The sequence below is a fragment of the Marinobacter sp. RI1 genome (assembly GCF_041155085.1).
In the GTDB taxonomy this organism is placed as follows: Bacteria; Pseudomonadota; Gammaproteobacteria; order Pseudomonadales; family Oleiphilaceae; genus Marinobacter; species Marinobacter nauticus.
Window position 1 is genome coordinate 3,319,080 of the sequence record NZ_AP031605.1, and the last position, 24,707, is coordinate 3,343,786.

The 24,707-nt window shown below is 55.7% G+C and carries 24 protein-coding genes; 12 read left to right on the top strand and 12 right to left on the bottom strand.

Going from position 1 to position 24,707, the window contains the following annotated elements; all coding sequences use genetic code 11:
* Positions 1–78: 78 nt before the first annotated feature.
* The 3 genes from ACAM27_RS15000 to ACAM27_RS15010 form a co-directional block, all read right to left on the bottom strand.
* Positions 79–1,152 carry a proline racemase family protein gene (locus tag ACAM27_RS15000; RefSeq protein WP_369612234.1) on the bottom strand — a complete coding sequence of 358 codons (1,074 nt, stop codon included), beginning with the start codon at positions 1,150–1,152 and terminating at the stop codon, positions 79–81.
* Positions 1,152–2,294, bottom strand: coding sequence for a zinc-binding dehydrogenase (locus tag ACAM27_RS15005; protein WP_369612235.1), 1,143 nt, complete (start codon positions 2,292–2,294; stop codon positions 1,152–1,154). Before ACAM27_RS15005 ends, ACAM27_RS15000 begins: the two co-directional genes overlap by 1 nt.
* A 105-nt stretch (positions 2,295–2,399) precedes the next feature.
* Entirely contained in the window at positions 2,400–3,500 is a 1,101-nt protein-coding gene (locus ACAM27_RS15010; RefSeq protein ID WP_369612236.1) for an AI-2E family transporter, read from the bottom strand.
* Between the two features lie 201 nt (positions 3,501–3,701).
* Here ACAM27_RS15010 and ACAM27_RS15015 point away from each other — a divergent pair, with 201 nt between their 5' ends.
* Positions 3,702–4,088 carry a thiol-disulfide oxidoreductase DCC family protein gene (locus ACAM27_RS15015; RefSeq protein ID WP_011785615.1) on the top strand — a complete coding sequence of 129 codons (387 nt, stop codon included), beginning with the start codon at positions 3,702–3,704 and terminating at the stop codon, positions 4,086–4,088.
* A gap of 12 nt (positions 4,089–4,100) precedes the next feature.
* On the opposite strand, the gene ACAM27_RS15020 is transcribed toward ACAM27_RS15015, so the two are convergent.
* The 6 genes from ACAM27_RS15020 to ACAM27_RS15045 form a co-directional block, all read right to left on the bottom strand.
* Positions 4,101–4,799 (bottom strand): DUF3592 domain-containing protein, encoded by a 699-nt coding sequence (locus tag ACAM27_RS15020; protein WP_369612237.1) that lies wholly within the window; start codon positions 4,797–4,799, stop codon positions 4,101–4,103.
* A 128-nt stretch (positions 4,800–4,927) separates the two neighbouring features.
* Positions 4,928–5,464 carry a DUF3592 domain-containing protein gene (locus ACAM27_RS15025; RefSeq protein ID WP_369612238.1) on the bottom strand — a complete coding sequence of 179 codons (537 nt, stop codon included), beginning with the start codon at positions 5,462–5,464 and terminating at the stop codon, positions 4,928–4,930.
* A 155-nt stretch (positions 5,465–5,619) separates the two neighbouring features.
* Positions 5,620–6,636, bottom strand: coding sequence for a hypothetical protein (locus tag ACAM27_RS15030; RefSeq protein WP_369612239.1), 1,017 nt, complete (start codon positions 6,634–6,636; stop codon positions 5,620–5,622).
* The gene (locus tag ACAM27_RS15035) at positions 6,633–9,290 is read right to left on the bottom strand and encodes a toxin VasX (RefSeq protein WP_369612240.1); all 2,658 of its coding nucleotides are present in this window, start codon (positions 9,288–9,290) and stop codon (positions 6,633–6,635) included. Before ACAM27_RS15035 ends, ACAM27_RS15030 begins: the two co-directional genes overlap by 4 nt.
* Entirely contained in the window at positions 9,287–9,913 is a 627-nt protein-coding gene (locus ACAM27_RS15040; protein WP_369612241.1) for a DUF4123 domain-containing protein, read from the bottom strand. The genes ACAM27_RS15035 and ACAM27_RS15040 overlap by 4 nt, the downstream gene beginning before the upstream one ends.
* On the bottom strand, positions 9,910–12,042 hold the full coding sequence (locus tag ACAM27_RS15045) for a type VI secretion system Vgr family protein (protein ID WP_369612242.1): 2,133 nt from the start codon (positions 12,040–12,042) through the stop codon (positions 9,910–9,912). The genes ACAM27_RS15040 and ACAM27_RS15045 overlap by 4 nt, the downstream gene beginning before the upstream one ends.
* Positions 12,043–12,240: 198 nt before the next feature.
* On the opposite strand from ACAM27_RS15045, the gene ACAM27_RS15050 reads away from it, so the two are divergent.
* From ACAM27_RS15050 to ACAM27_RS15075, 6 genes are all read left to right on the top strand, one after another.
* Positions 12,241–12,669: an SRPBCC family protein gene (locus ACAM27_RS15050; RefSeq protein ID WP_022992924.1), complete on the top strand. Its 429-nt coding sequence runs from the start codon at positions 12,241–12,243 to the stop codon at positions 12,667–12,669.
* Between the two features lie 172 nt (positions 12,670–12,841).
* Entirely contained in the window at positions 12,842–13,642 is an 801-nt protein-coding gene (locus tag ACAM27_RS15055) for an MBL fold metallo-hydrolase (RefSeq protein WP_011785623.1), read from the top strand.
* Between the two features lie 120 nt (positions 13,643–13,762).
* Positions 13,763–14,488, top strand: a complete 726-nt coding sequence (locus tag ACAM27_RS15060; RefSeq protein ID WP_011785624.1) for a YebC/PmpR family DNA-binding transcriptional regulator — start codon at positions 13,763–13,765, stop codon at positions 14,486–14,488.
* 53 nt (positions 14,489–14,541) lie between these two features.
* Complete coding sequence (locus ACAM27_RS15065; protein WP_022992926.1) at positions 14,542–15,273, top strand: glutamine amidotransferase; 732 nt, start codon at positions 14,542–14,544, stop codon at positions 15,271–15,273.
* 96 nt (positions 15,274–15,369) lie between these two features.
* Positions 15,370–15,771, top strand: coding sequence for a PA2779 family protein (locus ACAM27_RS15070; RefSeq protein WP_222448467.1), 402 nt, complete (start codon positions 15,370–15,372; stop codon positions 15,769–15,771).
* A gap of 6 nt (positions 15,772–15,777) precedes the next feature.
* Complete coding sequence (locus ACAM27_RS15075) at positions 15,778–16,776, top strand: PA2778 family cysteine peptidase (RefSeq protein ID WP_369612243.1); 999 nt, start codon at positions 15,778–15,780, stop codon at positions 16,774–16,776.
* 7 nt (positions 16,777–16,783) lie between these two features.
* Here the strand turns inward: ACAM27_RS15075 and ACAM27_RS15080 are convergent, their stop codons facing one another.
* Complete coding sequence (locus tag ACAM27_RS15080; protein WP_369612244.1) at positions 16,784–17,455, bottom strand: class I SAM-dependent methyltransferase; 672 nt, start codon at positions 17,453–17,455, stop codon at positions 16,784–16,786.
* Between the two features lie 199 nt (positions 17,456–17,654).
* Here ACAM27_RS15080 and ACAM27_RS15085 point away from each other — a divergent pair, with 199 nt between their 5' ends.
* From ACAM27_RS15085 to ACAM27_RS15095, 3 genes are all read left to right on the top strand, one after another.
* The gene (locus ACAM27_RS15085) at positions 17,655–18,677 is read left to right on the top strand and encodes an AraC family transcriptional regulator ligand-binding domain-containing protein (RefSeq protein WP_369612245.1); all 1,023 of its coding nucleotides are present in this window, start codon (positions 17,655–17,657) and stop codon (positions 18,675–18,677) included.
* Positions 18,678–18,920: 243 nt separating this feature from the next.
* Positions 18,921–20,744, top strand: a complete 1,824-nt coding sequence (locus tag ACAM27_RS15090) for a choice-of-anchor D domain-containing protein (protein ID WP_222448463.1) — start codon at positions 18,921–18,923, stop codon at positions 20,742–20,744.
* A 96-nt stretch (positions 20,745–20,840) separates the two neighbouring features.
* A complete protein-coding gene (locus ACAM27_RS15095; protein WP_011785631.1) occupies positions 20,841–21,701 on the top strand; it encodes a DUF6160 family protein in 861 nt (286 codons plus the stop codon).
* 25 nt (positions 21,702–21,726) lie between these two features.
* Here ACAM27_RS15095 and ACAM27_RS15100 read toward each other — a convergent pair whose 3' ends face one another.
* On the bottom strand, positions 21,727–22,722 hold the full coding sequence (locus ACAM27_RS15100) for a GTP-binding protein (RefSeq protein WP_014420835.1): 996 nt from the start codon (positions 22,720–22,722) through the stop codon (positions 21,727–21,729).
* Between the two features lie 74 nt (positions 22,723–22,796).
* On the opposite strand from ACAM27_RS15100, the gene thpR reads away from it, so the two are divergent.
* Positions 22,797–23,333: an RNA 2',3'-cyclic phosphodiesterase gene (gene thpR / locus ACAM27_RS15105; RefSeq protein WP_222448462.1), complete on the top strand. Its 537-nt coding sequence runs from the start codon at positions 22,797–22,799 to the stop codon at positions 23,331–23,333.
* 4 nt (positions 23,334–23,337) lie between these two features.
* Here thpR and ACAM27_RS15110 read toward each other — a convergent pair whose 3' ends face one another.
* Positions 23,338–23,562, bottom strand: coding sequence for a DUF2007 domain-containing protein (locus ACAM27_RS15110; protein ID WP_011785634.1), 225 nt, complete (start codon positions 23,560–23,562; stop codon positions 23,338–23,340).
* An 81-nt stretch (positions 23,563–23,643) separates the two neighbouring features.
* Here ACAM27_RS15110 and ACAM27_RS15115 point away from each other — a divergent pair, with 81 nt between their 5' ends.
* Complete coding sequence (locus tag ACAM27_RS15115) at positions 23,644–24,693, top strand: alpha/beta hydrolase (protein ID WP_222448461.1); 1,050 nt, start codon at positions 23,644–23,646, stop codon at positions 24,691–24,693.
* Positions 24,694–24,707 lie beyond the last annotated feature (14 nt).

Here is a 24,707-nt window from a genome sequence, read left to right on the forward strand (position 1 = left end):
CTGCCCATTAACGACGCATAGCGACTGATTGAGTTACTGAATCAATCTTAGTCGCTGATGGTGCATGCAGCCATTGCTTCAGGCGGTGGCGTCCGTCGAGGTTGCAGGGCGCTGTGGATGGCGACTTGAGAGAATGTGGTGCAGACCATCACAGTCGACCATGGGGTCGTCGCAGTTCACGACGATGTCCGAATGGGCAATCACATAGCCCTTTCCGGTAATACTGTTCTTGACGACCTGATAGTCGCCTTCGGTTTCTACCGTGGTGAATTCACCGATGAACCCGGTATCACGAAGGGAAACGGTTTCCAGCTTGTCGCCCGGCTGGATTCGGCCTTCGTAGTTCATCAACGCAAGCCTGGCCGAGGTGCCGGTACCGGTAGTGCTACGACAGATCACGCCGGGGTGGACGTAGGTGGCCGATCGTGAGCGGAAATAGCCATCGGCCACTTTTTCTTCCGGCCCCATAAAGTGCAGAAATGGCAGAGGCCCGACATCACCCAAGGTGTAGTGGGAGAATCCACGGGCAGCCTGAATGGCCTCGACAATGGCATGCGCGGTGCGGGCCAGCTCCCGTTCCTCATCAAGGGTCAGGTCAAAGCCCAGTGATTTGGCATCCACCAGGGCGTAGAAACCGCCACTATAGGCCACACTGTAGCCAACCTCGCCAATGCCCGGCACGTTAATACTGGCATTGTAGGTGTGTATGTAGCTCGGCAAGCCCTCGCAGGTGACCGCTTCTACCACGCCGTCATGAACAATAGCCTCAATGTTCACGAGACCCGCCGGCGATTCCAGCATGAAATGTTGCTTGCCCTCCTGCTTTGGCACTATGCCAGCCTCGAGGACCGCCGTCGCCGTACATATGGTGTTGGAACCCGAATAGATGGGATATCCCATCACCTCCATAATAATGTATCCAGCCGCCGCCCTGGGATCGGTGGCGGGGACCAGCAAATCCACGGACATTTCGGGAATGCCATAGGGCTCCTCCAGCAGGAGTTTGCGCAAGCCGTCAGCATCGTCCCGGAGGTACTCCATCTGCGCCCGCACGGTGTCGCCGGGCAACAGGTCAATGCCGCCGGTAACAATGCGGCTGACATCACCACCGGCGTGAGTGTCCATCAACTGAATGGTCAGTTCCGGTTTCATCAGTCCGCCTCCACCTCGTAGGGTTGCCCGTGCTCCTGCCACTGGGCATCGGGAACAATCACGATTTTTCCCAGGTAATTGCTGCCTCGGTTCACGAAGTACTCCTCCGCGTGGTGCAGCTCGGACAACCGGAAAGCACCGTGCAGTACCGGCTTCAAATCACCGCTCCGGATCCATCTCATAAGCTGCTCTGCCTCTTCCCGGGTACCATGGGACACACCGAAAATCTGCACCTGGTACAGATAGATGCGGGTCCAGAGAATTTCGCTGATGTTGCCGCCACTGGCCCCGGCAATACTCAGCCTCGGATAGGTGCTCCGGGCATTCATGTCAAAAATCATGGCGTCGATGAAACGGTCCGTCATGTCGCCGCCCACCAGGTCCATGACCGCGTCCAGAGGCTTGCCTCCGGTTTCCGCCTTCACTCGATCGACAAAGCTATCCATGTCGGTTCTGTCGAGAACGGCCTCGGCGCCAAGCTTCAGCAATGGATCAGCCTTGTCCTTCTGGCTCAGAGCGTAGGGAATGGCACCGATAATCCGGCAGAGCTGAATCAGTGCCGTACCCACGCCACCGCTGGCACCGGTAACCAGCACACGTTCACCAGCCTGAATATTGGCGGAGGTGAGCATGTGGTAGGCGGTCTGATAAGAACACATACCCATGGAAGCGAGCTCGGCGTCGGCCAGGTCAGGATTGGGAATGTGATGGAACTGATCGGACGGTAAAGCGACGTACTCGGCGTATCCGCCATCTGCGCCATGCCCGTAATAATCCGGCGTGAGATTGATGTCTGTGCGGTTGTCCGCATAGATATTGAAGTCCAACAAGCCGCGTTCGCCGATACGCTGTTCACTGACACCCGCGCCCACAGCAACAATACGACCGACAATATCGGCCCCCTGAATGCGCGGGAAGGTGAGCGTAGGTTTGCCGCCCATCTGGAACGACGTCATTTCCCCTTTTTTAGTGGGGTATAGCCCCTCACGGGCTTTGCGGTCTGTGTTGTTCTTGGCGGTGGCAGTTACCTGAACCAGCACCTCGCCTTCCCTCGGCTGAGGTACCGGTACATCCTGATACATGAGCTGATCAATTCCGCCATGGCCTTTCAGAACCATCGCCTTCATTGAGGATGGGATCATCGGCAACAGACCCTCCTGTTCTGGTGAATAAACTACTCAGACAGAATAGGAAAGATCACCGGGTGTGTCAGGGCCTGTTACGGATATCCATTAGACTCAAACGGTTTACCGAGCGATTACCCGATAAACCGGCCTTAACCGCGGAATCTGCTTGAGAACCACCTGGATAACCGTCATCAAGGGCACAGCAAGGAGAACCCCCACTGGCCCCCACAACCAGCCCCAGAAGAAGATCGAAACAAAGATGATCACGGGGTTGATCGCCATCCGGAAACCATGAATCCAGGGCTCAAGGAAAAATCCGACAATCGTGGTGAGCACAATGAAGCTGATCGGAGCAAGCACCATCATCCAGAGCACGTCCAGGGAAATGGCGGAGACTATGGCCAACAGGGTGATGGTAAGCATGTTACCAAGGTACGGAATAAACCGCGCAAGGCCTGCAATCAGGCCCCAGACGGCCGGGTCTGGCAGGCCGATGGCCCAACAGATCAGGCCGGTCAACACGCCAACAGACGTGTTGGACAACCCCAGCACCGCCAGATACTGCGCAATCTGATGCTGGGAATCGTGGGTGATCCTCAGCACTGTCTTGCGCTGGGACCGGGGCAACTGCTTGACGAAGTTGCGAATCAACCGGTCGCCGCTGACCAAAAGGAAATAGGTTAATGCCAGTGCCAGCGCCAGCCCGGCAATGCCGTTCCGAGCCTTGGACATCAACTGACTGCGCCAGGAGTCGGTTTGCAGAACCACCGTGGTGGGTTTGGTGCCCTGATCTTTGGAAAGCTCTTCAACCGATTTTTCGACCTGCTCGGCAGACTGACTGACCTTGTCGATCTGGCGCATGATCTCACTTTCCCCCACCAACAGGCGAGACAGCCCCTCCGGTGCTTTCTGGGCCCACTCCAGAGCTGGCGTGGCGACCGCGGCACCCAGCCCCAGAATTCCGGCAAGGACCGCCAGCACCAGAACCAATGCGGATACCACACGCGGTAAATGCCAGCGCAAGTAAGCCTTTTTAACCAGAGGCGCCAGTAACAGGCTGGTCAGTACCGCCAGGATGATCGGGAGAACAATCTGATGAGCAATATACAGGGTGTACAGAATACCAAGGATGAACAACCCGTAGATTGGCGTGGAGAGATCCGCGAACGATCGCGAACCTGTGCCATTCGTTTGCGGGGATTCTGTATTCTGGTCATCCATGGGCTGTTTTACCTTGTCGGAGTGCCGCTCAGGACACAGGAGTTTCGCCAGCTCAACAATCTGGCGATTAGCAACACAGTGTAGCGTTTACAGGAAGCACCCGCATTATCAAACAATTACCAAGTGCATTTGAGGAAACTGAACCATCCACGCACAGCACACCGTATACCTCCAGAATAACTAGCTGACAGCGGAGAACCCATGGCACCGCGTTACGATACCCTGTTCTACGATGGCTCCTGCCCCCTGTGCGCGCGTGAGATACGCACCCTGCGAAGATTGCAGACCGGCAACCTGATCTTTGCGGATATTCACGAACAAAACCCGAGCAACCAGCAACTCCCTTCCCGGGAGCAACTGCTTCGGCGATTGCATCTGATGAGCTGGAACGGGGAGTGGGTAACGGGATTGCACGCCAATGTGCGAGCCTGGTCCCACACCCGTTTTGGCTGGTTGTTCAAGCCACTGCTATGGCCGGTGATTCACCCGATTGCCAGCCGGATTTATGAAACCTGGGCCGACAAACGGTATGGGCGTAAATACGCTTGTGCGATGGGCCACGAAAACTCGTGCCCACCGGGAACCTGAGGCAAAAGACTGCTAGCTGGCCAGCTTGGGCAGGAATGAGGTATCCACCCAATAGCGCTTGAGATTGGCCTCATCGACCAGCACGGGCACTGTTTCCTGTTGAATATGATTGCTCGGATCGAACCACAGGTTATCGCTTCGGAATACGTGAAGCTCACCGGTTTGCGGGTGCTGCCAATGGCAGACAATGCGGAACGGGTTACGACCGTTCACGGTCAGACTGGTGTTTTGCTCAACCGACGAAAATGTTGCGAGCACCTCGGTGCCGTGATCTTTCAGGTAAGCCTGTGAGCGGCTCTTCTTCCAACCAAACAACAGCATCCCGCCGCCAATGGCGCCAAACACGAGCCCCATACCTCCAAGAATCATGGGCAGCCCCCACAGGGAGAAGAAACTGTTGATTCGAGCACTCTCCGGAGTCGACGGCTCGTAAAACACAGACACACGCTCGCCGCGACTGAACGACGGCGGATTTGAGCCGGAGCGCGACCGGAACTCGATCTCCCGACCACGGAGATCCTCGAAAACGACCACCGGATAATAGGTAGTCGAATCGCTGGAGCGAGAGCGCTCCAGATCAATGACCGTGCCCGTGGCTTCCGTAGCTCGCTCGATAAATGACACTGTACTGCTGTAACTCATCACCGCACCAACAAGCATACCGGCGCCAATGAGTGTGAAGACGTATTTGAGGATATTCAGGGTTTTCAATGGTTCAATCCTTGTGTTTTGGGTTCTTCCCTGGGAGGTGTTGGCCGGGATTTTATAGAACCATTGAGAACTATGCCATCGACGGGCTTCGGTGCTTTACTGGGCTAGGAAGGGAGGGTTCTCTTTCCTTATACCAGTTGACTGATTTCGGCGCCTTCGGGAACGAGAGAAGGCATTTGGGGCTCACGCCCCTTCAAGATATTTGCCAGACGCCGCTCTCGTACCTTGTGAACGGAGGGATCAAACCTGAGTACCTTGAGGGGCACGGGGTCACCCTCCCGCAACTTGTCGAATGTTGCCAGCTTACTCAGATAGAAGGCCCCGCTGTGATTTTGGCCATCAAACTGAAAATCAAACTCAATCAGAAGGTTACACTGATAATGCCCTTCCCCCTGTGGCTCATTTCGATGGTCGTATTCCTGATGAAACTGACAATCCGCTTCTTTTTTGGTCAGTACGCCGTCCACCTCTACACCGTGCTTCCGTAGCAAGGCCTGGCCGTAGAGGTAGCTGGTACCCGAGTAAGTCATGACGATAGCAAGCAGAACCAACCCAGCGCCCATCAATGCGAAGAAACCTCCCGCAATCATGGCACCCCAGTCGCCAAAGTCGACGTAGAAAATGCCACCACCCACAGCGGTGGTGATTATTCCTACGCACAGCATGGTTAGCATAATGCCTAGGTCAGCTTTTATTGCTGACCACAGGAGCGGCCAATCAATGTGGTTTTTTCTGAGCATTTTTCTGGCGCTGGGAGGTTAGTTAATGGGTTGAGGCTGGTTATCAACGCAGCGAACGATTGGCTCTGCTGAGAAAAGACCTACCGGGGAAGAGTTTTGCGCATTCTTTCATGAAGCTCGTCCAGCTCCTTCTGCTTTTGCGCCATGTAGTCTTCTTCGATATCGATCAGTCGGGATGTTGGGCCGTTAGGATCCAGGCGTTCCTGTACCACGTCTGGCCAGTGCTTTCGGCTTCTCATCCTATCGATTTTCTGGACACATTCCATCCCGAAGGCAAATGGGAAGAGAAGATAAGAATCTAACCAGTATAAGAAGGCGCTTCCAGAAATGCCGTTTCCTTCTTTACGCTCTTCGCCAATAAATTTTCTCCCCTGAAGCAACTGATCAAGAAATGAAACTCTGCCAGACTTCAAACTCTTTTCTATAAAGGTGTTCCGGGATTCTGTTTTCCTGCCCGCTTCATCAAACCAAGGGCCGACCGTCATAAAGCATCGTAAATACTCCCAAATGCCAATCAAGGCAGGCAAACGTTTGCCTGCCGGCACACCTGACAGATTCAATACGATCCGTTCGTCCGGTGCGCCAAATTTTTGGAGAATGATTTCCAAATTACCGTGGACTATCGATCCCGAATACTGATTTATAATCTTGTATTCGTAGGCAACCGCCTCAATACCATCCCAATTAGCATGATAAAGGTCCCCTTTCATTTCATAGTAAACTTCCTGAGTCCGCCGGTTAAAAATAATTGGCAAAGATGGTGGGCGACTTATCTCCCATATCATTGGTACGGCAATAGCCAGAAGCGAGAACAGCAAAAACCACCAATCCGCACCCAAAGTCTCGCCAAATAAACCAATAGCAAGAAATAGAGTCAGTCCAAACCCACCGATAAAAAAGCCTATGCCAGTCAGAGTCCCCTTACTTTCTGAACTGCCCGTTTTTAAGGACAAGAAAACCTCATCCTGTGACTCAATGAGGCCGGGCTGCGATGGAGCATAACCACTACTCAAGCTGCCACTAAGCAGCAGAGTATTTGAGGATGTCCCGAATTTACTAGCTACAGCGTCGAATAGCTTTTTCGCGTTTTCAATCACCAGATATCAACCTTTACCGGAGGCATTTCCAGACCGGGTTGTGGGCGATATATCAGCTCCCCCTGAAGTCCAAAGATCTGGTCATCATCGTCATAAACCTTTCTGTATGTTGCGGTGGCTGCGGCGTTATGAATTCTTGTCCCTTCATGACGAGTGAAATCAGAGCCAGACCAAGTCACAGGTGTTCGCTTTGGCTGCAGTATCTGCTCTCTTTCCTCCGCATCAAATACCGATCGCAATTGCTGCTCTACCCACGCCAAAGACCGGTAGCCAAGGTCGTTCCTCAACTCATCTCCTGAAAAATATATCGTTTCAGGGCGCAATGCCCTTTGCCCTGGAAGCTCAAGTATTAACCAGCAATCCTGCATATGGATTCCCGTACGCGGATTAAACCTCCGAACCCTCTCCAACCTGGGTTTGATGGGAAAAATAGCTGTGTACAACCGCTCCATTTCGTCTCTATAGTTTCCTGCCCACCCTGCGGGCTTCACGCCAAACCGAGTATTAGCAAGCCAACGCTCGAGCGGAGTATTCTGTAAGTAATGACGGGCGACCAATCCTCCAATTAGGGATGCAGTTAAACCTACCGACAACGCCGTGTAGAAGCCACCCAGTCTTGACAACCCCCGGACTGAAGAAGCAACTTGTAACCCTAGTGCCGCCGCTCTCGCCTCTCGATATGCCCTGAAGGCTCTGACACTGAGCGCTAGTTGTCCTGATGACACCGCCATCAAACTGCCCTCCATTGCAGCCGTATCAAAATCCCCAGCACGGTATGATTCAATCGCTTGCAGACCAAAAACAACTACGTCAAAGGCTGCGGTGATGGAGGTCAACGCTGCAGCAAACGAGCCTAACCGATGGCTATGAGCTGCTGGATTATCCAATGGCGACAATCCCTGTTTCCAATTCAGCTCTGCAATTCTGTGGCGTAGGGATGTGTAAGCGGCAAAAAAGCCCGTCGTACTGCCAACAGCTTTGGCGAAACCCTCAGCATTACGATTAGCATCGTCGGTTAAAGCCACGATTGACGACGCCATATTAATTCCAGTCAAAACAACCAGAATCGAACGCAACGGTGCCTTTTCTAAAGCGTCCGCCAGTCCATAAGGATTCCCTTTGAAATACTTTCCGGCATTTGCAGATACTGCTCTAATAACGGGCACTTTACGCGCATCGGCAACCGGAGGGCTGAGAGGCGACACTGAGTTTCCGCCATTTTTTGCCGCCTCACTCAACCATTGATTAGACTGAACAGCACTCACGTTCTCCACCGCCAATGACTGGCCAGTTCGAGCTAGCCCCGAAACCAGAAATCCGCTTCCTAAAAGTGATATTCGGTTTGGAAACCCTCTCAACTCGACCGCAGCGACAGGCGAAACAGCATTGAATAATAATTGTGTCGGAGGCGTCGGCGCTCTGGCGACAAGACCGGAAATCTTGGAATTAATCGCGGCAACAAGCGCTGTCGCGGCTTTCGAAAGATCTTCTACGGAATCGTTCGCCATATCTCCGACTTCAACGAGCTTCTCGATTTCTCCGAGAGATAGGCGCTCTCTTACCCCAAGCAGCGCATTCCAGAACCACTGGGCACCCTCGCCCTGTATGTCGGCCAGACGACCAATCGCACCAGCTCCTTTGCTGAAGTTAGATGGGCCTAACAGAGCAAGACCAAATTTCTCTTGCAAAATGGTGTGGTGGTCTTCTCTGGCGAGATCAAGGCTCTCACAAGCACTTGCCAGTGTTTCGGGACCGTTTGCACATTCGAGCGTCTCCATCCACCGAACCCAGGAATCGAGCAGCCCTCCAACAACTTCTTCAAAATGGGATTGAGACGAATCTGACTCACGCCAGGCCCTCTGCAATTTGGGCAGTTCAACGAGCTCAGGAAGCTTTGCCTCAAGCTGACTGTCCGTTTCGTACAGATCCCTGATTGTCTTGGCAAGGCTCCACTCCCCACCGAACCGAGCTCGCAAGCGCTCCTGATTGTCGTGGGCGAGCCGAACCAAAGCGGCCAGATCCTCTGTCACGCCCCAAGGGTCATCAACAACCCCCATTACCCGCTGATCAAACCTCCTCGTGGCACGTTCGATTTGAGGCCAATGCGGAATCGTTGGCGTTAACCCTGACCAATCGAAGTCTTCGATATTAGCGACTTCCGGCAGGCTATAAAACGTCTGTTCATCAAGCCCCTGACAGTGCGGTGAGCTTCCCGGGACCATTCTCCTCATGAATTTCTCGCGCTGATCAGACTCATTCACAATCATGTCAAAATGAGCATCAGACCACTGGTTTTCGCTCCAGGCAATATCGACCGGCTCTCCCGAGGGAAGCGCTAAAAAAACCGACGTTCTGGAATCAATAACCTCTCCGCCCCGGCTCGTTTCCTGAATATGGGAATTCGTCACCGAGTACTCGATCAAGCGATCGTCATAGCTGCTCCACACATATAACCAGCCGTCTCTCAACAAACGAGGAACCAATCCAAGCATTCGATCCTGAAGACGCGTATACCGCTCAAAGTTGGGAAAAAGATCTGGCAGGTCAGGTAACTCCAATCCAGCTAGCAAATCGCCTTCATAGTTCAAAGGACCAATGGCGTATCGAAGGGGCACAAAAGCTGTCATTAGTGGACAGGTTGCACAATAAGTCATAACACTTCCCTGTGTTTTAGATCATTTGACGAACCCAGTGCAGATAATAGATCTGAGCCGAAATGGAAGTGAGGCACCACTTTTTGTGAGAAGAGCGCCCGCTCATCCGAAGCATTGTCCTCCGAAGCCCGTGTTGGTTGGTATCTTGTGATCGATGCTGTTTCAGATTGAAAAAAAATAGAGTCAACACCCGACCAGAATTGCGGAGGGAAACGACCGTCAGCCTCAGCCAATCTTGAAACTACCCTGGCATCACCGAGCCTCAGCCAAGCCGACAACTCTCCGGGCATAATCACTTGCACTCGTGCCCTCAGAAATTCCAATAAACCAATCTCATCATAAGATGTGTGATACACCGCAGCTCTCCTCATTATGGGATGATTGTTTTCCCATAACGCCTTAAGAAGAGTGCTAGCTTTCAGATCCGCAATCATCGGCCCCAAAGCAGACACGCCATCATAGACACCATCCTTCAATACCATGAGAGGACATACATCTAACCCCAATTCGTACCAGCTTCGCAGCCCGTGCTTAGAACATGCGCCGTCAAAAACCAAGAACATATTCTCAGCCGGTGGTAAGGGCTGAAGGCTTTCGCTCACCGTTGAGGCTTGAAGTATCATGAAAGCCCCCCCTTATCAGACCTTACAGAGCAAACCTCCGAGAACAATTCTTCCTTCCTTGCTGCATTTCTAAAGCTTGCGGCTTGCTTCAGGTCTGCCTCAATCGGCCTAACCTCATCCACGTACAAAGACTGAGACTCTATGTTTGGCCTAACTCCAGTATCCGCGACCTGATCCCCTGTCGAGCTGACCGGGCCATCAGGCGTTAATCCATTTGACAACAACGGCCCCTTCACCCCAACCCCACTACCACTCCCGGGCCCACCCCCTGAATTCATCCTCACCAAAGGCCCAGACACCGTCACCCCACTCGGATCCACCTTCACAAAGCTGCCACCGGCCTTCAGTGTCACCTCAGCGCCAGCTTCAATCACAATCTTCATACCGGCCTTGTGGTGGATTTCGGTGCCGGCTTCCACCAGCTGGTTCTTGCCCTGCTTGCTGTGGTGGCTGCCGTTTACGGTCAGGCTGTAGTCGGCGCCAATGCTTTCGCGGTGTTCGCCTTCGGTGGTGTGGTGGCTGTTGCCTTTGGTATGGCTGAAGCGGTTGTTTTCCACCGTCAGGTGGCTGTCGTTCTTGATGACTTCGGTGCGGTTATTTTCCGTCAGCAGGTCCAGGTCTTTCTGGGCGTGGACGTAGATCTGTTCCTGGTCCGCTTCGTCTTCAAACCTGAGTTCGTTGCTGCCCTCACCCTTGTGGGTTTTGGTTTTCAGGGTGGTTCTGGTTTTGTGTTCCGGCAGCGCGTAGGGCGGTGTGTTGGTGGCGTGGTAAGTCCTGCCGGTAATAATGGGCTGGTCCGGGTCACCGTCCAGGAAGGAGACAATCACTTCGTTACCGATTCTGGGCAGGGCCATAAAACCATACTGGCCACCGGCCCAGCCTTGGGCGACGCGTAGCCAGGCGCTGCTGTGTTCGTCGTTTTTCGAGTAACGGTCCCAGGGGAAACGGACTTTCACCCGGCCGTACTGGTCACAATGGATCTCTTCACCCTCGGGGCCGGTGACGATGGCCATCTGGGGGCCGTCCATCATCGGCTTGTGTTCACACTGGGGCCGCCAGGTTTTATCGGCCGGAATGGCGATGAAGTCGTTGTGGTAGCTGGTGGGTTCGCTGCCACCCTCTTCTTCCAGGGCCTGGGGCTGTTTGCCGGTGTGGGTAATAGCGGTGAGCAGCCATTCCCGGTTCAGGGTCTGGCTGTCGTGGTCCTGCAGTTCCACTTTGGCGCCGGGGGTGAAGTCCGGGCGGTTGCTTTTGCCGTTGGCCATGGACGCGTCGTTTCTAAGCGCATCCAGTTTGTTCTGGGTGAACGGCTGGCCGCTGGCGTCGGCTTTGTAGCGGCCGGGGTAGTCGTAGTGCTGGTAGTCTTCGCGATGATTGACTCCGCCAGCACTCTGCTCGTGCATCAGGGCGTAGGCAGGGTTCTTGAAGGTGTAGTCCTTCATGGCCACGGAGGCGGCTTTGACCCGTTCTTCGTAGGCAAACTGGAACACGCAGGCCTGTTGGGTGCTGCCACCGGCTTTGGTGTTGCAGGTAACCGGGTCCAGTTTCGGGGCGTCGCCGTGGTGGTCAGCGAGGATTAACGCTGGTTGTTCTTCACCATCCACGCTGCCGTGCTGGTAGCGGTAGTGCCAGCCTTCTTCGGCGGCCAGGCGTTCCAGGAACTGCAGGTCGGTTTCCCGGTGCTGGACGCAGTATTCCCGTTCTTCCGGCGGGCGTTTGAAGTCGAAGATGGAATCCACAATGCCCCGCTCTTCGAGCAGGGTGCGCACGATGGCGTCGGTGGTCTGGGTCTGGAAGATGCGGCTGTTGTGCATCAGGCCCAGGCGCCACAGGGGCGGCTGGATGACCACTTCGTAGCGGGTGCGGCGGTGGCCGGTGTCGCCTCGCATAAATCCGTTCACCACGCCGGTAAACCGGCGCAGGGGCTGGCCGTCCTGCCACACCACCAGGTCTACCGGCTGTTCCAGTACGTCGGCGGCGGCCACATCCGGGTCGGTGCTGGCCAGTTGCAACCGGCCATGGAACAGATCAGACAGCCGTTCGGTCAGCGCGAAGCCGACAACGACAAAGTGATCCGAGGGGAATTCGCCTACACGGGCGGTGAACTGCAATCCGCTTGCCTGGGGCATGACTTCGATCCCTGAAGATTATGTTGAACTGACTCATCCTGAGCAGTCCCGATTATAACCACCAGCCTCCGGAATACCAACCAACAAACCGATGGCCTGTTTAAACCAGTTCTCAGTGATGAAAACCCGCGCCTGCGACTTTTGTTGAACCCGGTGAACGGTTAACCTTGAACACCGTTTAACAACAAGAGCAGCACCATGGCACAGTACACCATTGAAATTGATGAAACTTTCGATGTCCCCAGGCGCAAGGCTTTTGCCGTTTTTGCCGACCACCACCGCTTCGGCAAACTGGTCGGGGCACCGGTCAAGCGTATCAAGGACAGCGACCAGGCAGACCCCAACGGCATTGGCTCGGTTCGCAAGATCGGCATTGGCCCGCTGTCTCTTGAGGAAACCGTACTCGGTTTTGAACCCGACTCTCTGATTGAGTACACCATCAGCAGCATCAGCCCTTTGCGTAATCACCTGGGGCGTATTCTGTTCTCCGATGCAGGCGAAGGAAGAACCCGTATTCAGTACTCCATCCGTTTTGAGGATATTGTGCCGTTTACCGGCAAAGCGGTTCAGGTCGCGCTGGAAAAGGGATTACGCCGTGGTATCAAACGCCTGCCGTCAATGGCGTAAGCCTGTGGGAGCGCAGGCAACAATCGGTAACTTGATGAATATCAGATAATTGACCTGAGGCAACAATTTATATTTGTCAATTCTGTACTCTCCCGCGCAGTTTGCAATATCCGGCCATCGGGCTATAAGTGTGCCTGAAGCCGAAGACCCTACTGCTTTGCGGGAGACAGAAATGGCGGCAGCACCGATTGTTCTCTTCGACAACGGACACCACAAGTGCCTGATGTTCGATTCCCTGGTCACTGGCGAAGGCGTTCAGTCCAACCAGTTCCTGATTGTTGATGGCAAACACGAAGCCCTGATCGACCCCGGCGGAGATCTGACCTACACCCCACTCTCCGTCGCCGCGTCCAAGTACATGAACATCCGCGATATGGACTATGTCTTCGCGTCCCACCAGGACCCGGACATCATCGGCGCCATCGACCGCTGGATTGTCCACACCCGGGCAAAAATCGTTACCTCAAAGCTGTGGGCGCGCTTCTTGCCGCACCTGGTGTCCAGCTACGTCACCAACCAGCTCAGCGGCAGCGTCTACGACCGCATCGTCAGTATTCCTGACGGCGGCGCCAATGTGAGGTTCGGGGAGACTTATCTGCAGTGCCTGCCGGCGCATTTCATGCACTCGGTCGGTAACCTTCAATTCTACGATCCGGTCTCAAAAATCCTGTTCTCAGGTGACCTCGGCGCGTCCATGGGCGGAGAAGACGACCACCAGCCGGTGAAAGATTTCGACAAACACATCCCGAACATGATCGGCTTCCACCGCCGTTACATTGCTTCCAAGAAAGTCTGTCGTCTTTGGGCCAACATGGTTCGAGACATGGACGTGTCGATGATCGTGCCCCAGCATGGCAAACGCTTTGAAGGCCCGGTGATGATTGATCGCTTCCTTAACTGGGTCAGCGATATGGATTGTGGCATTGATCTGGTATCCCAGGACAACTATCGCCAGCCGGTGGAATACGTGTAACAACCCGGTTCCGCAGGGACGCGGAACCACCTCCTGGCAAAAGCTGCGAAATCAGGCCTGTTGCAATCCGCTCAGGTTCAGTAAAATCCGCCTTTTCACTGAACCCTAGAGGCAGCGAATATGGGCAGAGCCTACCAAAACCGCAAAGAATCCATGGCCAAAACGGCCGCCGCGAAAACCAAGGTTTACAGCAAGTACGGCCGCGAGATCTACATGGCCGCCAAGGCTGGTGGCATCGACCCGCAAGCCAACCTTTCCCTGCGCGGGCTGATTGAGCGGGCCAAGAAAGACCAGGTGCCCACCCACGTTATTGAAAAAGCCATCGACAAAGCCAAGGGTGGTGCAGGCGAAGACTATGCGCCGGCCCGCTACGAAGGCTATGGCCCCGGCAACTGCATGGTCATCGTGGACTGCCTGACCGACAACCCGAACCGCACCTTTGGCGATGTTCGCCTGGCGTTCACCAAAACCAAGTGCAAGATCGGCACCCCGGGCGCCGTGGCCCACATGTTTGATCACTGCGCCATCTTTGCATTCGCCGGCCAGGATGAAGAGGCCGTACTGGAAGCCCTGATGGAAGCCGACGTGGACGTTACCGACATCGAAAGCGAAGACGGCAAAATCACGGTATTCACCCCGAACACCGAATACGCCAAAGCCAAACAGGCTCTGGAAGCCGCGTTTGAAGGCATTGAGTTCGATGTGGACGAGATCCAGTTCCTGCCAAAAACCACTACCGTGGTAGAAGGCGACGACATCCCGATGTTCGAGAAATTCCTCGACATGCTTAACGATCTGGACGACGTACAAAACGTATTCCACAACGCAGAACTGCCGCAGGAATAACCTCTGCTGGCAAAGTGTAGTCACAGCGGCGCGACAGGGCGGAGGTAGCAGGCGTGGAAAAGCCAAAGGTTATTATCCTGAAAACAGGCTCAACCTACCCGCAGATACGGGATCAGTTTGGTGATTTCGACGCCTGGTTCCTCCGCAACCTCAACGGTGATCTTGACGTTACCGTGCTGGATGCCGTGCAAACGCCACCTGCGTCTGCTCCCAGCGACTGGGCGGGCATCGTCATTACCGGCTCGCCGGCAATGGTCAGCGACAAAGCGCCCTGGAGCGAAGAAACCGCCCGCTGGATAAAACAGGCCGTCGAGGCCAAGGTTCCACTTCTCGGAGTCTGCTATGGCCACCAGTTGCTGGCCCACGCTATGGGTGGCAAGGCGGACTACCATCCGAAAGGCCGAGAGACCGGCACGCACACCGTACGATTGCTGGACAGCGCCAGTTCAGACCCCCTGTTCAGTCAGTTGCCGGCAGAATTCCCCGCCCACCTGACCCACAAGCAATCAGCACTTGAACTCCCTCCGGGCGCTGTACTGCTGGCCAATTCAGCCTTCGAGCCACACCAGGCGTTCCGGGTTGGCGAACATGCCTGGGGCGTGCAGTTTCATCCGGAATTCACCGAAGCCATCATGAAAGCCTACCTCGAAGTCCAATTTCCGGACATCGTCGCCGAAGGCCTGGACGCCCAGAGCCTGCTGCAGGGCGTGCGCCCTGCCCCTGATGCCAATCACTTGCTGAAGCTTTTCGCTGAGTACCTGAACGCCCGCGCAATGACCAAATAGTCATGGAACCCGGGCGGCTGTGTGAACGTTTTGTATGTTGAATGAGTACAGATCGCTATCTACTGTACTGGAATACAACAGAGAAAGGAGCCTCACATGAACGGTATCAGAAAGCACTTAAGAAAGTTCTCACTGACGATGGCCGTACTCCTCGCGTTTACGACCACCTTCTCCATGTCCGCCAACGCAGGCATGGTGGGTACCGGTGAGTTGATCCAGCAACAGCAGGTGGATCTGGACAGGCAACAATTGCTGGAGATGCTTGACGACCGGGGCGTGAAGGCAAAACTCCAGGAACTCGGCGTGAGTGAAGCCCAGGTTGAAGAGCGCATCCAGAATCTGACCCCGACGGAACTGGCCGAGTTTGAACAACAACTGGCCGAAGCACCAACCGGCGAGGGGGTTGTCGGCATCATAGTGCTGTTCCTGCTGGTGTTCATCATAACCGATATGCTCTGCGCGACCGATCTGTTCCCCTTTGTGAAATGCATTCGCTGATTTGTAATGCTGAAGGTGAGCAGGTTTCCTGAACACACTACGGCCGTCATTCTGGCGGCCGTCGTTCTGCTGGCGGGGTGCGCATCCACCCCGGACTGGCCAGATACCGGGCCCCGTAGCTCTGAATCAGCAAGCTCTGCCACACTGCTTGAGAGTGTTCCCTTCTATCCGCAAGAAAAATTCCAGTGCGGTCCGGCATCGCTGGCCATGATGCTGAACGCACAGGGGCTGACGACCAATCCGGACATTCTGAAAGAGCTGGTCTACCTGCCGGGCAAGGAAGGCTCTCTGCAAGTGGAAATGGTTGCCGGCGCACGGGCCCACGACATGCTGGTGTACCGTTTGGAACCGGAACCAGAGGCCATTCTGGCCGAGGTTGAGGCCGGCAATCCGGTACTGGTTATGCAGAATCTTCGTCTGAACTGGTGGCCGCAATGGCATTTTGCGGTGGTGGTGGGCTACGACAGCACGGAACAGGTCTTCATCCTGAACACGGATACACGGCGCCACTATGAAATGCCATACAAGGTGTTTTACAACACCTGGAGCAAGGCAGACTACTGGGCCGCAGTGATTCTGCCTCCGGATGAGATGCCTGCTACCGGTGAAATGCTGCCCTACCTCCAGGCGGCCCACGATCTTGAGACAACAGGCCACACCCTGGCGGCCCAGCGAGCCTACCAAACTGCCATCACGAGATGGCCCGAGCAGCCCACACCGTTAATGGCAAACGCCAACCTGCAGTACCAGCTAGGTCATTTTCAGAATGCCGTGGGCAGTTTCCTGAGGGTGGTCGAGAAGTTCCCCGGGTTCTCCGAAGGCTGGAACAACCTCGCCATCGCACTCAACGATGCAGGCTGTCCGGCTAGAGCCAGACATGCCTCCGAGTGTGCGGCCAGGCTGGCACCGAAACGGTTTAAACCGCTACGGGATGAGGCCCGATCAAACGCTGCAGATGCCGCCGCCTGCCCCCAGATTCCCGCCTGCCCCTCAAACGCCCACTAGCAGGCGGTCACAGGGATTTTCGCAGGAGCACAACGTCTTTCACGGGAATCTCCAGATCCCAGCCATAATGCTGGGCCAGCCAGCGGAATGTCTGCTCACGGTAGAACACCACATGGGTGGGATCGCGCCGATAGTGCCAGTTATCGAAACGGGCATCGTCGGTCTGGAAGCAAGTCATGATACCCAGGCAGCCTCCGGGCCGGAGCAGGCTGTCCAGCATGCGAAACACTTCGGCTGGATGATGCAGATGCTCCACAACCTCGGTACAGGTAATAACATCGTATTGCCGATCCAACGCGGCGGCGTCCGGGTAAAAGAACGGGTCATATAAAGTCATATGCACTCCCGCTTCCTCAAGCATTCTGGCTAATGCCGGGCCGGGGCCACAGCCGAAGTCCAGCCCCTGCGCTCCGGGTTCAACATACCCCAGCAGAGGCTTGGCCAGCTTTGAAAGAAAACGCCGGTAGCCGGGATCGTCCGCATTGTTGTTGTGCAATTCATAGACGGCTCGCTCCCGGGAGCCGGAAAGCCGACACTCGGAGGCCATCACCGTGGCTTCACACTGGCCACAACGGAAATACGTTTGCTGCCCCACTTCACGAAACGGCACCAGTTCAGCGTTTTCACACACCGGGCAGCGCGCTTCCTTCTGCGCGGATGATTGCGGTCTTTCGATCATGAGCGTTTCAACCTGACAAAAGTTTCATTGTCATATCCGGCCATGCGGCGAGTTTGTGACCGTATGCGTAAAAGCGCCCATCGTGCGCTGCCTATACTGGCGCCGAACAGAGAGGAGTCGGCTTGTACCTCTTAAATGATAACAACAGTTCAATTCAAGACTAAATGCCCGGGAACTCCCCCGGCTCAGAGACCGGAACATGGAAACGTCATCTGAACTTGCACTGGAAGTGCCGATCGTCTCGGCCCGTTATGCCCGCCGGTTTGTCCGCTTCATGGAGCATCGCGGCGTAAAGCGACATACCATTCTTGCCAATACCGGCATCACCGACGATATGCTCGACAATCCGGACGCCAGCCTGTCCATGCATCAGGTCATGGATTTGCTGCGCCAGGCGGATTGGCTGATGACCGACGAACGCGCGGCGTTCGAATTTGGCCAGCAACTGGACCTGCCCAGCCACGGCCTGCTCGGGTTCGCCATGCTGGGCCAGGAAAATCCGCGGCGCCTGGTGAGCATGATCGTGCAATACCTGCGCGTAGGCCTGCCATTGATGGACATGGAACTGGAATCGACCGGCTCCACATTCCGCATCCGGCTGATCGATACCTGGGGCGTGGAGGACTTGAGACCCTGCCTGACCAAAATCTATATGGGCAGCATTCACCGTATCTCCTGCCAGGTTTGCAGCAACTTCAACTTCCAGTTTGATTTTCCGTCGTCTGCCTCTCTGGACGACTGGCAACTACTGGCCCCCGGATGCGAGTTCGAATTCGAGGCACCGGTTGCTCAGGTAACCATGCCATTGAAGGGCTCACCAGCCCCTAAAAGTGAGGCTAACCTGGAGTTTCTGGTAGCCCGTACCCGATGCCATCGAAAACCGGGCAATCTGGAAGCCGACGAGACCGCCATGCAGGTTCGTGAACTGATCATGAGCCAACCCGGCCGCCCCTGCACCACCGAGAATATCGCCCGGCGCCTGGACATCAGCCCGCGCACCCTGCGCCAGCATCTTGCCAGCGCCGGCACCTCGTTCAGGGAACTGCGGAACGAAATTCGCGAAAGCTTCGCCACCCTTTACCTGAAAGACACCAACGTACCGTTGGAGTCCATCTCCGAAAAACTGGGGTTCAGTGACCAGGCCGGTTTTACCAAAGCCTATCGGTCCTGGACGGGCACAACCCCTGGCGACGTTCGGCGGCAAGCCCGCTCAAAAAAGTGAACACAGCTCACTTTTCGTTTTGACACCGTTCACGGTTTAGACAATCCCTTCGCCTCTCTCCGCTTTGAACAAAAACGGTGCCGCGACAAGCAATGACCCGCGGCACCCTCTCCCCGTCTAATAACGCTGCACTCATACGTGAACACGTATGGCAAAGGGATCTTTGCAAGTCCGATTGAGCAGTCCTCATCGGTGTTGTCTGCAACCCACTACAACAAATAACGACGTACAGAGGACGAACTCATGAAACTCAGGAACCTCAATACGAGTGTCCGCAAGCTCGGCCCCGCGATTGCCGCGGCGGCTTTGATGGCGGGGGGCGCAGGTAATGCCGCCGCCGAACAAGTGTCCACCGAGCTGGCATTTGAGTGCCCGTTTCCACTCATCGGTGATCAACCCATCCGTGCCACCATCAGTGCTGATATTCCTTCGGTAGCATCAGTAGGAGAAACGATACCCGCCTTCACCGTAGACGCGATCACCGTTGTCAACGACGATGCCCGCACCGGCCTGAAACTGGTTCAATCAGCCACTCTTGAAGGGGTTGCCACCAGCTTCAACAGCGTTACCACACCGGGCAGAACGGTAGAGCAGATCGTCACTCTTGATATACCACCGACACCGGTTCCGGAAACCTCCGGCGAATTCAATGTCCCGGCTGCCGGCACTTCACCGGAATTCCTGGTTACCGCAGATGATGTCGGCGAACTGGAAATCAGGGTAGGCGCTCTGCGGCTGGACCTGATCGCGCGCACCGCCAACGGCGACATCGCACCCGCACCAATCGGCGAAATCACAACCGACTGTGTTCAGCTGCCGGATCAGAACAACCTGCTTCAGACAGTGACTGTAGACGGGGAAGTTGTTGAAACACCACGCATCAGTATTACCCCTGAAAACATCAGCTTTGGATCAGTACAGGCTGGCCTCAGTGCGCAGCAGAGTGTGACCATTACTAACACTGGCAACACCGGCCTTGGCCTCAACAACATCTTCGTTGATGGAACCGACGCCGATGTATTCACTGTCACCAATCAGTGCGGCTCCAGCCTGGCGCCCGAAGCTTCATGCGCTGTCGACGTAACCTTTGCACCAAGCACCGAAGGTACTCGCAACGCTACTCTGACCATTGAATCTACCGATCCGGAGAACGAGTCTGTAAGCGTTCCGCTCTCTGGCAAGGGAACTCTGGCACCCACTCCGGAAATCTCGGTAACGCCGGAATCCGTTGATCTGGGTCGCGTTCTGTCAGGCACCAGCGCAACTGCACAGGTTACCGTGGACAACAACGGCAACGCTGCTCTGCAGATTGATAGCATCACCCTGACTGGCGCCAATGCGGCGGACTTCATTCAGACCAATGACTGTACAACGGTCGCCGCCGGTGAAAGCTGCACCGTTGATCTGAACTACACCGCCGGGGCACCGGGTGTAAGCAACGCAACGCTTGTCGTTCGCTCCAACGACCCGGAAACTGCGGAAACCTCTGTCAGCGTCACAGCCGAGTCTTACGAGGAACCAACTGGCGGTTCCGAGCTGGAGCTGTTGCTCGGCCTGCAGGGCTCTACTCTGATCAATGCAACCGGAGGCACCCTGCCGCTGAACGGTTCCATTGCCACACTGCTGGATATTGCCTCAGGCACCTTCGAAGCTGATCTGGAAGTACTGCCTACCTCTGGCAACTTCTCCATCAAACTGCTTTTCAGCAAGATCAATGCGGCAGCCAACGTGGAGTTTGAGCAGGCAGAGGTCACCACCGGCACACTTGTGAATGGCAAGTTGACCGCAAATTCCAAGCTGTATGTGAAAGTACCCAAGGTTGCCATCAAGCTTGGCTGGCTGCCAGTTCGCATCGGTGGCGGTTCCGAGTGCCAGACCCGTGAACCGATCAACATCGAACTCAAATCCGTTGAAGGTTCTAACTTCTCCCCGGCAACGGGCGGCGAGGTCAGCGGCGTCTACGAACTGGGCGCTCTGGAGAACTGCGGACTGCTCACCAGCTTGCTCAACCAGTTCATGACTGGCCCGGGCAACACCATCAACCTTGAGCTCACTCCGCAATTCTGAGGAATTCCGGCATCGCCGGAAGCAGGTTCACGGCTGGCACTCGCTGGCCGTGGACCTTACACGCAGTAAAAACAAAATCAAAAAAGGAACAAAGCAATGAAAAGCCTGAAAAGAAATCTGCTAGCACTGGCTATCATCGGCGCGCCGTTTGCCGCGCAGGCAGAGCTTAAACCAATCGACGATGCTCAGATGGGCAGCATCACCGGCCAGGCCGGTGTCACCATCGAGCTCGAAACCAAAGTAAACATTGGTGAATTCAGATATACCGATGAGGGCTCTCTCGCCATCAAGGACATCAGCATCGGCGGTGCTGGCGCCGGCTATGAGGATGAGATGTTCAAAGACATCGAGATCGGCAGAAGCCTGGCCTTCAAGGACTACACCGACCTGATCGACAATATCAAGATCGAGATCGACGTTGCCGCAGATGGCGACGCCATCATCAACGTACTGCCAATCACCGCAGCTCCTATCGATTTTGGCGTGACAACCGGTGAATGGAGCCTGCAGGGCAACACAGACTCCACCCTGCTGGCAAGCAACTTTTCAATGAGAGGTATCTTCAACAAGGTCGGCATCACGGTGGATACCGCGACCGACAAGCTGACCCTGGACACAAAGGTCGGTATTTCCGATCTGGATATCGATGTCGACTTCCTCGCGATCGGTATTCGTGACCTGCAGCTCACCAAGAATACCTATCTCGAAAAGGTTGCTGACAAAGCAACTGGCGGCAATGGCCCGACCATTCTGGATGCCGCCGCGGATATCGTAGTGGAGGTCTACAAAGACCAACGCTTCGGCAGCTCGGACGATTCTCTGGCGATTGATCTGCAGCAGTTTGACGCAGACATGAAGATTGGCCAGGTTCTGGTGGGCGGAACCAGCATCGGCTCCCTGACACTGGACAACCTCTCAGTGCAGAACACCCGCATGAGAATCTACGGTCACCAGTAATGCACCGAGGGCCCGTTCCGGGCCCTCACTCTGCCAACCCGGCGGCGCGTTTCATTTCCAGATCCAGATCGCTCTCCGCCAAGGGCTCTGAACTGATCAATTCAATCCGCGATTGTTCTCCCGGCTCACAGGGCTGAACGGTCAACGCACCTTCCACCTGATTGATCACTCGCCAGCCATCCAGGGTATGCACAACGGCCTTGAACCGCACCAGGCGTTCGTCCATCGCCGTTGCCAGAAGAGACGCCTCCGAGAATTGAATTTCCGGGTGGATGCGCCAACCCAGACTGTAATGCCCCTGACCACGGTTGGTCATCCGCTGCCAGGGCTGGTCGTCCAGAGACGGTGCCGGGGGGCGAAGATCAAGCGCAGCCCGCTGTTGATGAGCATCCGGGCTGGATACCGGCTGACGCTCCATCTCACCGTCCAGCCACTCGGGCGCCAAATGTCCTTGGCTTGTCGTGTAAACGGCACGCTTCGTCAGGGGCAGTGTGGCAACCCAGTCTTCAAACGCCGAGAGTTGCTGTGCCGTGCAAAGATCCGATTTGTTGGCGACCAGAATATCGGCAGCTTCGATCTGATCCCGGAACTGCACATTCTCAAGCACTTTCGGGTTCTCGAGTTTGCGTGGATCCACCAGAGTAATCACCGGCCCCAACGCCAGGACATCCTGATAATGCTCTCCAGTCAGGGTATCGAGAATCTGGGACGGATGGCCCAGGCCCGTGGGCTCAATCAGCAAACGATCCGGCTTGGCTCTGGCAATCAGCTGATTCAGGCCGATCTGCATGGGCAGCCCCGCGACGCAGCACATGCAGCCACCTGGCACCTCGCGCACCACCGCCCCCTCGGTCTCCAGGATGGCACCGTCAATGCCCACCTCGCCGAACTCGTTCACCAGTACCGCCCAGGTTTCCCCTTCCGGCTTCTGGCGCAGAAGGTCCAGAATGGCAGTGGTTTTGCCAACGCCAAGGAACCCGAGTATCAGGTTGGTGGGAATCGGGCGGGGAATGCTGGACATAATTCTGGCCTCAAAAACGTTATACTATAACAACATTGACCAGGCCGGGCTACGTCCCGACTATGGAGGAGTTAATGCCAAGACTGTTCTTCGGACTGGAAATTCCTGAGTCGATCAAGACCAGCCTCTTAAAGGTAAAAACTGACATTAAAGGTGCCCGCTGGCAAAGCAAAACCCAGCTTCACCTAACCCTGACGTTTCTGGGAGAGGTGGAGGCCGAACAGGTAATCCAGGCTCGGGATAACGCCAGAAAGGTGACCCATACGCCTTTTAAGCTGGAAGCCGCCGGGTTGGGTTGCTTCGGCAAGGAGGAGAGCCCGAAAATCCTATGGGCGGGAGTCTCCCCCGAGGCAGAACTGAGGGGACTGCAACGCACCCTTGCCCAAGGGCTCACCAACGACGGCTTCACTCTCCAGAATCCTTCATTCAAACCTCACATCACACTGAGCCGCTTTCGGGCTGGCGCGGGCTCGGTGGCCGAGCTGATCGAGCGTTATCGGAGCACCCGGTTTGGCAGCTGGCCTGTTCAGGGCTTTGCGCTGTTTGAAAGTACTCCAAGCCAGAGCGGCTCTGTCTATACCGTGCTGGAACGCTATCCGTTAACCACCTGAAGCCTCAGGATTGCTCAAGTCGGTTTGCCTCGTAGTCCTCAATCAAGGCTCTGGCGAGAACCCAGTCCTCGTCAGCCACATGCACATTGGTAAAGCCGGCAGCGCCGATCTCGCCCAGTGCACCCTGCAGGTAATGCCCGCCTACGTGCGCCTCTATGTGATTGGCGCGCAGCAGGCCAGCAATGATGTGAGCTTCGGTAATATCCCGGGCCCGATAGGCTATTTGCAAAACAGCGCACTCCTATATGCTTAACGCTGTTTCGACTATAGTCGTCCCAATGCCCTGTGTCTCGCGCCCCAAGGATTGTCCATGCTCTGGTTTCTGCTCGCTGTCGTTACTCTTGTTGTCCTGATCACATTGCTGATCTTCCGGGTAAAGGATCTTTCCGAGTACGACGGCCAGGACTGGGTTATGAAGGAGGTTGCTCCAAACCCGGCTCATGATGAGGTCATAGAACGCATCAAGGACATGGGGCGCGCCTCCCGCGGCCTGAAAGGCAAAGCCCGGCTGATCGCCCTCCGCAATCACCTGGATAGCCTGGGTGAAGGCGTGGATATCGAATCGGACATCCGTCATCAGGATCATCCGCGTGGAGAATGGATATTGGCGCCCGGGGCCGATTCCCGCCGACGTGTGCTCTATATTCACGGCGGTGCCTGGGCTGCTGGCAGCCCTCGCAGTCACCGGGCGATTACCGACCGTTTTTCCCGGATTGCCAATGCTGCCGTTTTTGCGGTTGATTACCGGCTCATGCCCGAACACCGGTTCATGGATGGCATTCGGGACTGCCGCCAGGCCTATGCATGGCTGCTGAATCATGGCCCGGACGGCGAAGCGCCCGTCGACTTCATGGTGGTTGCCGGAGACTCGGCGGGCGGTAGCCATACCCTGTCTCTGCTGGCGTGGATTCGCGACAATGGCCTGCGGCAGGCCGATGCCGCCGTTGCCCTGTCACCCTCCACGGATCTCACGCTGACGGCGCCTAGCAATCGCGAGAATATTCGCACGGACCCACTGCTGGGCCCGGTGTTTGGTGGTTTGTCCAAAATCCCGCTGCCCGTGTTGTGGTGGGGAACACTTGCCGCGTTCAGAATCTCTCCCACCAACCCGGTTGCATCACCTCTGCGGGGTGAGCTTAACAAGCTGCCACCCGTGCTTATCCACGCAAGCACCACGGAAATGCTGCTGGACAACGCCACGCGTTACGCCGCCAAGGCAAAAGCCCAGGGTTCACCGGTGGAGCTTCACACCTGGCAGAACATGGTGCATGTATGGCACATCTTCACGCCACTTCTGCCCGAGGCAGACGAGGCGTTTGAAGACATCGCGGTGTTTCTTCAGAAAGTGGAACAGCAATAGCAGCTGGTGCCGGC

Coding starts and splice junctions, on each gene's coding strand:
- ACAM27_RS15115 (WP_222448461.1), top strand. CDS start 23,644: ATGCTCTGGTTTCTGCTCGCTGTCGTTACTCTTGTTGTCCTGATCACA.
- ACAM27_RS15090 (WP_222448463.1), top strand. CDS start 18,921: ATGAAACTCAGGAACCTCAATACGAGTGTCCGCAAGCTCGGCCCCGCG.
- ACAM27_RS15050 (WP_022992924.1), top strand. CDS start 12,241: ATGGCACAGTACACCATTGAAATTGATGAAACTTTCGATGTCCCCAGG.
- ACAM27_RS15015 (WP_011785615.1), top strand. CDS start 3,702: ATGGCACCGCGTTACGATACCCTGTTCTACGATGGCTCCTGCCCCCTG.
- ACAM27_RS15025 (WP_369612238.1), bottom strand. CDS start 5,464: ATGCTGTGCGTAGGAATAATCACCACCGCTGTGGGTGGTGGCATTTTC.
- ACAM27_RS15070 (WP_222448467.1), top strand. CDS start 15,370: ATGAACGGTATCAGAAAGCACTTAAGAAAGTTCTCACTGACGATGGCC.
- ACAM27_RS15000 (WP_369612234.1), bottom strand. CDS start 1,152: ATGAAACCGGAACTGACCATTCAGTTGATGGACACTCACGCCGGTGGT.
- ACAM27_RS15005 (WP_369612235.1), bottom strand. CDS start 2,294: ATGATCCCATCCTCAATGAAGGCGATGGTTCTGAAAGGCCATGGCGGA.
- ACAM27_RS15095 (WP_011785631.1), top strand. CDS start 20,841: ATGAAAAGCCTGAAAAGAAATCTGCTAGCACTGGCTATCATCGGCGCG.
- ACAM27_RS15100 (WP_014420835.1), bottom strand. CDS start 22,722: ATGTCCAGCATTCCCCGCCCGATTCCCACCAACCTGATACTCGGGTTC.
- ACAM27_RS15010 (WP_369612236.1), bottom strand. CDS start 3,500: ATGGATGACCAGAATACAGAATCCCCGCAAACGAATGGCACAGGTTCG.
- ACAM27_RS15075 (WP_369612243.1), top strand. CDS start 15,778: ATGCTGAAGGTGAGCAGGTTTCCTGAACACACTACGGCCGTCATTCTG.
- thpR (WP_222448462.1), top strand. CDS start 22,797: ATGCCAAGACTGTTCTTCGGACTGGAAATTCCTGAGTCGATCAAGACC.
- ACAM27_RS15080 (WP_369612244.1), bottom strand. CDS start 17,455: ATGATCGAAAGACCGCAATCATCCGCGCAGAAGGAAGCGCGCTGCCCG.
- ACAM27_RS15085 (WP_369612245.1), top strand. CDS start 17,655: ATGGAAACGTCATCTGAACTTGCACTGGAAGTGCCGATCGTCTCGGCC.
- ACAM27_RS15035 (WP_369612240.1), bottom strand. CDS start 9,290: ATGACTTATTGTGCAACCTGTCCACTAATGACAGCTTTTGTGCCCCTT.
- ACAM27_RS15055 (WP_011785623.1), top strand. CDS start 12,842: ATGGCGGCAGCACCGATTGTTCTCTTCGACAACGGACACCACAAGTGC.
- ACAM27_RS15045 (WP_369612242.1), bottom strand. CDS start 12,042: ATGCCCCAGGCAAGCGGATTGCAGTTCACCGCCCGTGTAGGCGAATTC.
- ACAM27_RS15040 (WP_369612241.1), bottom strand. CDS start 9,913: ATGATACTTCAAGCCTCAACGGTGAGCGAAAGCCTTCAGCCCTTACCA.
- ACAM27_RS15060 (WP_011785624.1), top strand. CDS start 13,763: ATGGGCAGAGCCTACCAAAACCGCAAAGAATCCATGGCCAAAACGGCC.